The sequence below is a fragment of the Achromobacter sp. RT286_PF genome (genome assembly GCF_059760425.1).
Window position 1 is genome coordinate 47,333 of sequence record NZ_JCBAMR010000026.1, and the last position, 11,661, is coordinate 58,993.

At 67.1% G+C, this 11,661-nt stretch carries 11 protein-coding genes; 8 read left to right on the forward strand and 3 right to left on the reverse strand.

Translation table 11 applies throughout. The features are described from left to right. Nucleotides 1-47: 47 nt before the first annotated feature. Nucleotides 48-455 (forward strand): RidA family protein, encoded by a 408-nt coding sequence (locus AC6LJY_RS19160; protein WP_498136551.1) that lies wholly within the window; start codon nucleotides 48-50, stop codon nucleotides 453-455. Nucleotides 456-504: 49 nt separating this feature from the next. On the opposite strand, the gene AC6LJY_RS19165 is transcribed toward AC6LJY_RS19160, so the two are convergent. After that, nucleotides 505-1,491, reverse strand: a complete 987-nt coding sequence (locus AC6LJY_RS19165) for an AraC family transcriptional regulator (protein ID WP_485801106.1) — start codon at nucleotides 1,489-1,491, stop codon at nucleotides 505-507. Nucleotides 1,492-1,768: 277 nt separating this feature from the next. Here AC6LJY_RS19165 and AC6LJY_RS19170 point away from each other — a divergent pair, with 277 nt between their 5' ends. Genes AC6LJY_RS19170 through AC6LJY_RS19195 form a run of 6 tightly spaced genes read left to right on the forward strand, consistent with a single transcriptional unit; the run spans nucleotide 1,769 to nucleotide 7,552 of the window. After that, complete coding sequence (locus AC6LJY_RS19170; RefSeq protein ID WP_314364984.1) at nucleotides 1,769-2,947, forward strand: ABC transporter substrate-binding protein; 1,179 nt, start codon at nucleotides 1,769-1,771, stop codon at nucleotides 2,945-2,947. A gap of 55 nt (nucleotides 2,948-3,002) precedes the next feature. Further along, on the forward strand, nucleotides 3,003-4,247 hold the full coding sequence (locus tag AC6LJY_RS19175) for a dienelactone hydrolase family protein (RefSeq protein ID WP_046806564.1): 1,245 nt from the start codon (nucleotides 3,003-3,005) through the stop codon (nucleotides 4,245-4,247). A gap of 9 nt (nucleotides 4,248-4,256) precedes the next feature. Continuing rightward, nucleotides 4,257-5,600, forward strand: a complete 1,344-nt coding sequence (locus AC6LJY_RS19180) for an aromatic ring-hydroxylating dioxygenase subunit alpha (RefSeq protein ID WP_319308533.1) — start codon at nucleotides 4,257-4,259, stop codon at nucleotides 5,598-5,600. Further along, nucleotides 5,591-6,124, forward strand: a complete 534-nt coding sequence (locus AC6LJY_RS19185) for an aromatic-ring-hydroxylating dioxygenase subunit beta (protein WP_046806562.1) — start codon at nucleotides 5,591-5,593, stop codon at nucleotides 6,122-6,124. The genes AC6LJY_RS19180 and AC6LJY_RS19185 overlap by 10 nt, the downstream gene beginning before the upstream one ends. Beyond that, on the forward strand, nucleotides 6,124-6,732 hold the full coding sequence (locus AC6LJY_RS19190; RefSeq protein WP_498136552.1) for a cysteine hydrolase family protein: 609 nt from the start codon (nucleotides 6,124-6,126) through the stop codon (nucleotides 6,730-6,732). Before AC6LJY_RS19185 ends, AC6LJY_RS19190 begins: the two co-directional genes overlap by 1 nt. Nucleotides 6,733-6,745: 13 nt before the next feature. Continuing rightward, complete coding sequence (locus tag AC6LJY_RS19195; protein ID WP_120153709.1) at nucleotides 6,746-7,552, forward strand: SDR family oxidoreductase; 807 nt, start codon at nucleotides 6,746-6,748, stop codon at nucleotides 7,550-7,552. A 15-nt stretch (nucleotides 7,553-7,567) separates the two neighbouring features. Here AC6LJY_RS19195 and AC6LJY_RS19200 read toward each other — a convergent pair whose 3' ends face one another. Beyond that, nucleotides 7,568-9,346: a FapA family protein gene (locus AC6LJY_RS19200; protein WP_314364973.1), complete on the reverse strand. Its 1,779-nt coding sequence runs from the start codon at nucleotides 9,344-9,346 to the stop codon at nucleotides 7,568-7,570. 235 nt (nucleotides 9,347-9,581) lie between these two features. Between AC6LJY_RS19200 and AC6LJY_RS19205 the strand changes: the two genes are divergently transcribed. Beyond that, nucleotides 9,582-10,331: a lytic transglycosylase domain-containing protein gene (locus AC6LJY_RS19205; protein ID WP_314364970.1), complete on the forward strand. Its 750-nt coding sequence runs from the start codon at nucleotides 9,582-9,584 to the stop codon at nucleotides 10,329-10,331. 50 nt (nucleotides 10,332-10,381) lie between these two features. On the opposite strand, the gene hemL is transcribed toward AC6LJY_RS19205, so the two are convergent. Continuing rightward, nucleotides 10,382-11,659 (reverse strand): glutamate-1-semialdehyde 2,1-aminomutase, encoded by a 1,278-nt coding sequence (gene hemL, locus AC6LJY_RS19210; RefSeq protein ID WP_046806558.1) that lies wholly within the window; start codon nucleotides 11,657-11,659, stop codon nucleotides 10,382-10,384. Nucleotides 11,660-11,661 lie beyond the last annotated feature (2 nt).

Genomic DNA, 11,661 nt, shown 5'->3' on the forward strand with positions numbered 1-11,661 from the left:
CGCGAGACCACCCAGTCGTTTGTTTTTTATAAATAGGATGAGACGTTATGAAGATTCTGCAACCGCCGGATTGGATGGCGCCCCGGGGCTATTCGAATGGTGTGCTTACCGAAATGACGGTGGGCAGCAAGCTCGTGTTCGTGGGCGGGCAGGTGGGGTGGAATGGGCAGCAGCAATTCGAATCGGATGATCTGGCGGACCAGGTCCGCCAGACGCTGTCGAACATTGTCGCCATCCTGGCCGAAGGCGGCGCCAAGCCCGAACACATCGTGCGCATGACGTGGTACGTCACCGACAAGGAGGCCTATGTGGCGGCGTATCCGGCCATCGGCAAGCACTACCGCGAGTTCATCGGCCGGCACTTTCCGGCGATGACGGCGGTGGAAGTGGCGGACCTGGTCGAGGACCGCGCCAAGGTTGAAATCGAAGTGACGGCGGTGGTGCCCGCCACCTGAGCTGGGGCCAAGGGCGGCTTGATTCCGGGGCTTTGCCCCGGGCCGCGTTCTACCCTTGCCCGCGCCGCGTCTCGCGCGGCAGTTCGCCAAACCGTTCCCGGTAATACTCCGAGAACCTGCCCAAGTGCCCAAAGCCCACGCCCAGCGCCACGTCGGTGACGCTGGCGTGGGCGTCTGTCTTGAGCTTTTGCCGCGCCGTGTCCAGCCGCAGCGCGCGCAGCGCGATCATGGGCGTGGTATCCCGGTGTTCCTGAAACAAGCGGGTCAGCGCGGTGGCGCTGGCGCCGGCGTGGCGGGCGATGTCGGTCAAGGTCAGCGGGGCCGCCAGGTGCTCGCGCATATACGATTCCGCCAGCGTCAGGCGGCGCGGCAAGCGGGGCGACTGGCCCGCGTGCGACTGCCAGCTGTTGGGCTGGTTGTACAGCAGGTGCAGCACCAGCGTGTCTTCCAGGTGTTCCAGCCATGCCGAGGGCGGGCGCAGGGCGCCGTCATCCAGCGTGGGCAGCAGGTGAATCATGCTGGTGACCATGCTGCGCCAGGCCGCGCCCACGGGGTTGTCCAGGCGCAGCGCGGGGCTGAAGTCCAGCGGCAGGGTGGCGGCCTCGCCAAAGGCGCGGCGGCCGATGGCTTCGAGCTTGCCGCGTGGAATCTTCAACAGCAGCTGTTCGCAGCCGGCCTCCCAGTGCAGCCGCAGCGGGCGATTCGGCGCGATGACGGCGGCGCAATCGGGATGGGCGTCCACGCAGTCGTCGCCGCATTCAATGCGCGCGCGGCCCCGCAGCGGCACCTGCACCAGCATGAAATCCTGCAAGCGGTCGGGCTCAATATGCACTTCGGCGCCGTAGCGCAACGTACAGACCGTCAGCGCGCCAAACCGGCCCCGGTTCAGCTCGGCGTCCACGCGGCCGCCCTTCCAGGTCAGCCGGTGTTCCTTCAGCGCTTCGGACACGCGCGTGCGTGTCTCGTCCTGTTGCGTGGAGCTGAACACGCGGCGCTTGAATAGCGGCGCAAGTTCTCGTCGTGACCAGCCGTGCATGGAAGCCTCCGGAACGGGAACGCTCCCGTATCGGGGGCCAGAATAAATTAATCGGCCAGGGTTTGGAATTAAGTGAATCCCGGATAAGGCTGGGCGGAAACGGATAGAGCGGCGCACCCGGGCGGCATACGCTAGCCCAAGCTCTCTTGCGGGTATTGGAGGGCGTCGTCACGGCGCGTAAGCTTGGCGACTTCGATCGGCGGCATGCGTGTACCGACGGCAGACGGGATCTGTCAGCTTTGCGCCAGCGTGGCTGGCGGCGAAAACGGGGTGGCCCATGATTCAACATCTTTGGAGCCGGCGCGCGCTGGCGGCGCTGGTCTGTATGTCCGCCATGGCAAGCGCCGGGGCGGCGGACAAGGTCAAGGTGGGGTTGCTGACGACGTTGTCCGGGCCGGGGTCGGCGCTGGGCAATGAGATCCGCGACGGCTTCAATCTGGCGCTGCAACATACCGGCGGCAAGCTGGGCGGCCTGCCTGCCGAAGTCATCGTGGCCGATGACCAGCAGAAGGCGGACGCAGGCCGCCAGGCGGTGGAACGCCTGCTCAAGCGCGACCGCGTGGATGTCATGACGGGCATCGTGTTCTCGAACGTGCTGCTGCCGGTGATGCCCGCCATCTTGCAATCGAACACGGTGTACCTCAGCACCAACACGGGCCCCGAGAACTACGCGGGCGCTGGCTGCAACCCCAACTTCTTCGCGGTGGCCTGGCAGAACGAGGACATCCCCGCCGCCATGGGCAAGTACGCCATGGACCAGGGCTACAAGCGCGTGGCGCTGATTGCGCCCGACTACCCGGGCGGCCGCGAATCGCTCAACGGCTTCAAGCGTCTGTACAAGGGCGGGCTGTCCGAGGAGATCTACACGCAGCTGGGCCAATTGGACTACGGCGTAGAGATTACCCGGCTGCGCGCCAGCAAGCCCGACGCGGTGTTTTTCTTTTTGCCCGGCGGCATGGGCGTGAACTTCATCAAGCAATTCAACGGCGCGGGCCTGTCCAAGGACATCGCGCTATTGGCCCCCGGTTTCTCGGGCGACGAAGACACCATCGCGGCGGTGGGCGCGCCGATTGCGGGCATGCGCAACACGTCGCAGTGGGCCGCCGACCTGGACAACCCGGCCAACCAGAAATTCGTCGAAGACTTCAAGAAGACCTACAAGCGCACGCCCACGCTGTATGCCTCGCAGGGCTATGACGCGGCCATGCTGCTGGACAGCGCCGTGCGGCAAACGGGCGGCAAGCTGGACGCCGACGCGCTGCGCCCGGCGCTGCGGCGCGCGGATTTCAAATCGGTGCGGGGCGACTTCAAGTTCAACCGCAACCAATACCCCATCCAGAACTACTACCTGCGCGTCGTCGAGGCGGGCGCGGACGGCAAGCTGGCCAACAAGCTGTCGGGCACGGTGCTGACGCAGTACCAGGACCCGTTCGCCGCCGCCTGCCAGATGAAATAGGCGCCGGCCGCCACGGCAATCGCGCCGCGGGCACGTTGCAACACAGGAGAACCGCATGACCCCATCCATCACGACGCGCGAGGTGACCGTTCCCTCGCACGACGGCAAGACCTTCAGCGCCTATCTGGCCGTGCCCGCCTCGGGCCATGGCCCGGGCCTGGTGCTGTGCCAGGAAATCTTCGGCGTGAACGACTTCATGCGCCGCGCCGCGCAGCTGCTGGCCGAAGAGGGCTACGTGGTGCTGGTGCCCGACCTGTTCTGGCGCCAGCAACCCGGCATTGAACTGACCGACGGCCCGGCCGACATGCCGCGCGCGTTCGAGCTGTATCAGGGCTTTGACGTCGAGCAGGGCTTAAAGGACATTGCCGCCACCATCACCCTGCTGCGCGACTTGCCCGAGCAGCAGGGCGGCGTCGGCGTACTGGGCTATTGCCTGGGCGGCAAGCTGGCCTATCTGGCCGCCTGCCGCACCGATGTGGACGTGGCCGTGGGGTATTACGGCGTGGGCATCGAAGACAGCCTGGACGAAGCCGCCAACCTGCGCGGCCGCCTGGTGCTGCACATTGCCGAGCAGGACGGTTTCTGTCCGCCCGCCGCGCGCCAGCGCATCCTGGACGCGCTGGGGGGCAAGCCCGGCGTCGAGCTGTACGTGTACCCGGGCATGGACCACGCTTTTGCGCGCACGGGCGGCGATCACTACGACAAGCCCGCCGCGTTGATGGCGCACCAGCGCAGCATGGCCGCGCTGCAACGCGCCATCGGCCCCGAGTTCGATTATTCGTACTTGTGGGACAAGCACTGCGAATACGAATTCGGCACGCGCGACGTGGCCGCCACGATGGCGACGATGGTGGCCGAACCCTACGTGAACCACATCCCCACCATGACGGGCGGCGTGGGCCACAAGGAACTGTCACGTTTCTACCAGCACCATTTCGTCAACGGCAACCCGCCCGACACGCGCCTGATTCCGCTGTCGCGTACCGTGGGCGCCACCCAGATCGTGGACGAACTGCTGTTCTGCTTCACGCACACCACCGAGATCGACTGGATGCTGCCCGGCGTGCCGCCCACCGGCCGCACCGTGGAAATTCCGCTGCTTGCCGTGGTGAAGTTCCGGGGCGACAAGCTCTATCACGAGCACATCTATTGGGACCAGGCCAGCGTGCTGGTGCAGGTGGGCCTGCTGGACCCCACCGGCTTGCCGGTGGCGGGCCGCGAGACCGCCGCCAAGTTGCTGGATGAAACCCTGCCGTCCAACACGCTGATGGCGCGTTGGAAAGACAGCGAGAACAAGTAGGAGCGCCTGATGTCTTACACCGACCAACAACTGTCCGAGATGGTGCGTGGCGACAGCGTGCACCGAGGCGTCTACACCGATCCGGCCATCTTCGACCTGGAGATGCAACGCATCTACGGCCGCGCCTGGATCTACGTGGGCCATGAAAGCCAGGTGCCCAAGACGGGCGACTATCACACCACCCGCGTGGGCGATCAGGACGTGCTGATGGTGCGCGCGTCCGACGGCCGCGTGCACGTGCTGTACAACCGCTGCCCGCACAAGGGCGCCAAGGTGGTGGCGGACGGCGAGGGCTGCGTGGGCAAGTTCTTCCGCTGCCCGTACCACGCCTGGACGTTCAAGCTGGACGGCAGCCATCTGGGCGTGCCGCTCAAGCAGGGCCTGGAAGGTACGTCGTATGACCCCACCGACCCGGCGTTCTCGATGCGCCGCCTGGCGCGCGTGGAAAGCTATCGCGGCTTCGTGTTCGCCAGCCAGGCCAAGGAAGGCCCGGCGCTGGTCGACTTCCTGGGCGGCGTGCGCTCGTCCATCGACAACCTGTGCGACCGCTCGCCGGTGGGCGAGGTGGAAGTGGCCGGCGGCATTTTCCGCGTGATGCAGCGGTCGAACTGGAAGGTGTTCTACGAAAACCTGCACGACACGATGCACGCCCGCGTCACGCACGAATCGTCCTACGCGGCGGCGCGCGACGAGGCCAAGGAAATGGGCGAAATGCCGCTTGAGCTGCACATCATGGACGGCAACGGCGAGCCCTACGAATTCTGGGAAAAGCTGGAGCTGCGCGCCTACGACAACGGCCACGGCTATATGGAAGGCATCTTCAACCCCGGCGCCGCCGAACGCGATCCGGTGTCGCGCGCGCACTTCGACACGCTGAGCGCCGCGTATGGTGAAGACCGCGCGCGTGAAATCCTGGGCATGAACCGCCACAACACCGTCATCTACGGCAGCGGCTCGCCTCACACGGTGTTTCAGCAATTTCGCGTGATTCGCCCCATTGCCGTGGACCGCACGCTGATAGAAATCCAGACGTTCCGCTGCAAGGGCGCGCCCGACGGCGTCTTCAAGCGCGCGATGCTGTACGCCAACGTTATCAATTCGCCGTCGTCCAACGTCATGCCCGACGACATTGAGCTCTACAACCGCTGTCAGGAAGGCAACGCCACGCGCGGCGGGGAATGGGTCAGCATGCACCGCTATCACGGCAGCGACCGCAGCGACGCGGACGGCATGGTGTCCGTCAACGGCACCAGCGAACTGCCCATGCGCAACCAGTTCCGCGCCTGGAAGACCTACATGGAGGCCGGCGCGGCGTCGAACGCGCCCGCCACGGGAGAAGGCGCATGCTGCTAGACCTGGATTTCGATGTCGGCACGGCCGACCTGTCGCCCGCCGAGGTGCCCGCCGATGCGTATCACCGCATCGCGCAGTTCCTGTATCGCGAGGCCCGGCTGCTGGACGAGCGCCGCTACGACGACTGGCAGGCGCTGTGGACGCAGGACGGCATGTACTGGATGCCGCGCGTGCACGGGCAGCAAAGCCCGTACGACCATATCTCGCTGTTCTGGGAAGACCGCATGCTGCGCGATGTACGCATCCGGCGGCTGGAGCATCCGCGCAACTGGTCGCAGCAGCCGCCTACGCGCAGCGTGCGGCTGGTGGGCGGGGTGCAGGTGGAAGGCGTGGACGCGGGCGGCAACCTGGTGGTGCATTCCGCGTTCCAGATGACCGAATGGCGCAAGCGACAGCCGCGCCAGCTGGCGGGCCGCTACACGCACAAGCTGGCCGCCGAAGGCGACAGCTGGCGCATCCGCATGAAGCGCGTGGACCTGGTCAATTGCGACGACGTGCACGATGTGTTCGAGGTGTTCGTGTGATGTCGGCGGATACCGCGGTGCTGGCGCTGCACTACCAGAACGACGTGCTGCATCCCGACGGCAAGATCCGCGTCGGGCTGGATGCGGACAATGGCGCGCGCCAGCGCCTGCTGGATAGCGCGGCGGCGCTGCTGGAGGGTGCGCGCGCGCAATCGTTGCCCATCGTGCACGTGCGCATTGCGTTTCGTCCGGACTACGCCGACCTGCTGCCCAACTGCGCCATCTTTCGCAACGTGGCGTCGATTGGCGCGGTACCAGAGGGCCAGTGGGGCAGCGAGTTCTACGACGGGCTGCAACCCGTGGCGGCAAGCCCGCGCGAGTTCGTGGTGAAGCACACCCGCATCAGCGCCTTCTACGGCACGCCGCTAGAGGAAACGCTGCGCGTAATCGGCGCGCGCCGGCTGGTGGTGGCCGGCGTGGCCACGCATTCGGTGGTGGAAGGCACGGTGCGCCACGCCGCCGATATTGGTTTTGAGGTGATGGTGGCCGAGGACGCGTGCGCGTCCGCCGACCTGTCCGTGCATGAGGCCTCGCTGGCCAGCATGCGGCTGATTGCGCAAACGGGTTCGGTGGCGCAAGCGATGCGCTGGGCAGCCGCGCCGCATTGATCAAGGATTCTTCATGGACTTTTCAGGCTTTCCCGGCTTGGCCGGCAAGACCGCCATCATCACCGGCAGCACGCAGGGCCTGGGCGCGGACATCGCGCGCGGCCTGGCGGCGGCGGGCGCCAACGTGGTGCTGGTGGGGCGCAACGCACCGGCCGGCCAGGCACTGGCGCAAGAACTGGACGGGCGCGCGCTGTATTGCGAAACCGACATCGGCGAGGATGCGCAGATTCAGCGCTGCATCGACGCCGCGCTGGCGCGCTTTGGCCGGCTCGACATTCTGGTGAACAACGCCTGCCAGTACGCCGACCGCGGGCTGGCGTCATCGCGCGACGAATGGCACGCCACGCTGGACACCAACCTGGTGTCCGCCGCCATCTTCACGCAGCTGGCCGCGCCGCATTTGCCGCGCGGGGGCGTGGTGGTCAACATGGGCAGCACGGGCGGCAAGTTCGGCGCGGCCGGGCGCGCGCTGTATCCGGCGTCCAAGGCGGCCATGCTGCAAATCACCAAGAACTTCGCGGTGGAATTGGCGCCGGCCGGCGTGCGCGTGCTGGCGGTGTCGCCGGCGTGGACGTGGTCGCCGTCCGTTGAACAGCTGTCGGGCGGATCGCGCCAGGCGGCGGACGCCGTGGGGGCGCATTTTCATCCGCTGGGCCGGGTCGGGTCGGGCGACGAAATTGCCGCCGCCGTGTGCTTCGCTTGCTCGGACGCGGCCTCGTGGATGACGGGTGTGGACATCCCGGTGGACGGCGGCTTTTCCATCCTGGGCCCCGACCGTGGCATTTCGCCGCGCGTGTGGTTCAAGGAACTGGCACCCTGAGCCCGCCGAGCCGAGCTAGCGGATAACGATCTCGCCTTCTTCCAGACCGGCCTTGCCGCCCACCTGGTCTTCCAGGAATTCCTGCACCTTGTTGCCCAGCTGAATCTTCGCGCCGCTGCAAAAGCGGCGCGTGGCGGTGACGGTGGCCGTGTGCAGCGGTTGCAGGTCGCGCACGAGTTGCCCCTCTTCCTCGTCCAGGGCGATCAAGTCGCCGCTGAGTTTGACGTGGGTGTTGCGCGCGCGCTCGACCACGTCGCCCGGGGCGCGTTGCGGATTGGCCTGCAAGAACATCAGCAGCTGTTCCAGCTTGGCCTTTTCCTCGTTCATCTTCAGGCGCTTGCGCGTCAACGCGGAACGCTTGATGTCGGCGTGCGGGTCCAGCCCGGCTTGGACCAGGGTGGGGATGCCCGACGGTGAACCGATGGTGCCGGCGCGCACGGCGTTCAGCGCGCGGATCTGGCCGCCGGTGATGGCGCTTTGCTGCGTGTTGGGCGGCCCAACGTGGACGCTGCCGCCCGCCGCGATGCTGCTCTGGCGGATCTCGCGTTCCACTTCGACGTCCTGCCCGGCGCTGATGATCGCGTTTTCGATGAATTTGGCGCGCAGCATGCCGCCACAGACGATGTGCGCGGTGCGCGCGGTGGCGGACGGGTCCTGCAAGGCTTCCGCCATGCCGATGATGCCGCCCTTGACCGTGACGCTGCCACCGGCTTCCACCAGGGCCGCTTCGATGGTGCCGTTGACCACGACGTCGCCCGTCACGCGTACTTCCATCGTGGCGGCGATGTCGCCGCGCACTTGCAGCGAGCCTTCAAAGGTGATGTTGCCGGTGGACAGGTTGACGGCGTCCACCTCGACCATCGGGTTCACCTGCACGCCGTGGCTGATCAAGGTGGGCGTGCCCGCAATGGTGGCGCGCAGCAGCAGCGGATCTTCTGGGTCCACCTCGACGCCCGACAGGTCGCGGGAAAACGGGGTGTCGGGCAGTTCATCGGGCAAGGCCGGTTCGCCCAGCACGGTGACGCCGTCCACGCCGGGCAGCGGCGGTATGCGGCGCATCAAGGGCGTGCCGGGCGATACCAGCAGCAGGCTGCCCAGGTCGCGGTAGTCCACCTGCGCCAACTCATCGATTTCCTGCGCGCGCGGTTTCAGGCGGTCCAGCAGGCTTTCGAAGCGGGTGGGGGTGCCGCGCGTGGGCGGCGTGCCCCGGGCGATGACCACGGTTTCACGCGTGCCCTTTTCAACGGCCTCGGCCAGCGCCTGGTCGAGCACGCCGTGCACGATGCCGCGGTCGGCCACGGCCTGGCGCAGCGTGTCCAGCGTGACCGGCTTGCCGCCCTTGGGCGGGTGCAGCGTCAGCAACGCGGTCATGCGGTTGGGGTCCAGTTCCAGCTCGAACGCGCCGTCCACCACCATGCCCACCGGGAATTGGACCGGTTCGGTGGCGGTGCGGCAGCGGTCGATAAAGGCCAGCACGGCGTGGTTGTCCAGCGCTTCGGCGCCCCAGCCGTTGGCGACGGCGGCGGCGGTTAGCGTGTCCCAGCTGGGGATGTCGGTATTGAAGGGCGGGGCGGGTTCGGCTTCGACGGCCAGGTCGGCGTCGGCCTGCTGCGCATCGGCGTCGCCGTCGGCGGAGGCGGAACCTGAGTCGGTCGCGGCGTCGGGACCGGCGCCGGCAGAGGATTGTGCGGGGTCTTGGGCAGAGGGGTCCTGGCGTGGGGGCGGCGTGTAGATTGCCGTCAGGACGTTGGTGCTGGCTTCCAGCACCAGCTGGAGCGTGTTTTCTGCGTCCATCTTTGCCTCTCCGTGCCTGGCACGATCGGCCAGGTTCATTCATTTGGAAAATAATCGAAATATTACGACATATTGAGCTTCGCGTCCGCCGTATGTCCTAGGTATGTCCCCCAGGTTCCCAGCGGGCGCGTCCTCGGGCAAGGGACTAGGGCGTAGGGCCTAGCGACAAACCGGGTCGACCGCCGCAGCATAGGGGCTCGCCAACGCGTCTTTGGACGCCGCCGGAGCCCCAACCATGGACCCTCGACACCGACCCATTCCGCTGGCCTTCAACGCCTTTGTGGCACGTGCGGGCGGCATGGCGGTGCTGATGGCGATTGCGTTGGGCGCTCTGGCGCTGGCGCCCTCGCGCCCCGCGCAGGCTGCCGAGATCTACCGCTACAAGGACCCCTACGGCGTCTGGCGCGCCATGAAGGTGCCGACCGGCTATGCCAAGCATTACAAGCGGGCGCAGACGCGGACGGCGTGGCGGGGCAACGGCATGAAGGTCTGTCTGGACTGCGCGCCGCAAGCCGGCGACGGCGCCCGCCTGGCCGCGCTGGCACCGACATCACGCGCGCTGCGCTGGGGCGAGGCCAAGCCTACCGCGCACGATGGCCTGATCGAACGGGCCGCCCAGGACTCGGGCGTGGACCGCGCCTTGCTGACGGCGGTCATTGCGATTGAATCGGGTTTTCGTAGCGATGCGCGTTCGCCCAAGGGCGCGCTGGGCTTGATGCAGCTGATGCCGGCGACAGCGGCGTCGGTGCTGGCGGTGGACGATATCGAGCGCGCCCTGGTGGACCCGGCAACGAATGTGCGGGCGGGCTCGCGCCATCTGCGTCGGCTGATCGACCAGTATCCCGGCCGGCTGGATCTGGCGCTGGCGGCGTACAACGCGGGGGAAGGGGCGGTGCGCAAATACGATGCGGTACCGCCGTATGCCGAAACGCAGGCGTATGTGCGGGACGTGACGGCCCTGTACGAGCACTACAAAACGCCCTGAACAGAAACCGGCGCCAGGCTTGCCGCCCGGCGCCCGTGCCGCCCGGATGCCTAGATGGCGGCGAAGACCTTTTCAGCGATATCCAGCGTGGACTGGATCACCGCGTCGTCGTGCGTGGCCGACACAAAGCCCGCTTCGAATGCCGACGGCGCGAAGTGCACGCCGTGGTCCAGCATGGCGTGAAAGAAGCGGTTGAACGCGGCGGTATCGCATTGCGAGACTTCGGCGAACGACGTCGGGATCGTGTTGCTGAAGTAAATGCCGAACATGCCGCCCACCGAGTCGGCCGAAAACGCCAGGCCGGCGGCGCGAGCGCGTTCTTGCAGGCCCTGGGCCAGCTTGGCGGTTTGCGCGGCCAGCTTGTCATAGAAGCCGGGCGCGGCAATCAAACGCAGCGTGGCCAGGCCGGCGGCCACGGCCACCGGGTTGCCCGACAGCGTGCCCGCCTGGTAGACGCCGCCCAGCGGGGCGATGTGCTTCATGACGTCGGCGCTGCCGCCGAAGGCGCCCACCGGCATGCCGCCGCCGATCACCTTGGCCAGCGTGGTGATGTCCGGCTTGACGCCGGTCAGCCCCTGCACGCCTTGCGGACCTACGCGGAAACCCGTCATCACTTCGTCAAAGATCAGCAGCGCGCCGTGCTGGGTGCAAACTTCGCGCAGCCCTTCCAGGAAGCCGGGCGCGGGCTTGATCAGGTTCATGTTGCCGGCAACCGGCTCGACGATGATGCAGGCGATGTCGGCGCCGTGCTGGGCGAAGGCTTCGCGCACGGCATCCAGGTTGTTGTATTCCAGGGTCAGCGTGTGCGACACGAATTCCGGCGGCACCCCGGCCGAGCTGGGGTTGCCGAAGGTCAGCAGGCCCGAACCGGCCTTGACCAACAGGCTGTCGGAGTGCCCGTGATAGCAGCCTTCGAACTTCACGATCTTGGCGCGGCCGGTGGCGCCGCGCGCCAGCCGGATGGCCGTCATGGTGGCTTCGGTGCCCGAGCTGACCAGGCGCACCTGCTCCAGCGAGGGCAGGCGCGAGATCAGCACTTCGGCCAGATCGATTTCGGCTTCGGTGGGGGCGCCGAACGACAAGCCGTTGACGGCCGCTTCCTGCACCGCGCGCACCACTTCAGGGTGCGAATGGCCCAGGATGGCGGGGCCCCACGAACCCACGTAATCGATGTACTGCTTGTCGTCCGCGTCCCACACGTACGGCCCTTGCGCGCGCTTGATGAAGCGCGGCGTGCCGCCCACGGAGCGGAAGGCCCGCACGGGCGAGTTGACGCCGCCGGGGATGCTGCGGCAGGCGCGATCGAAAAGCTGTTCGTTACGGGACATGG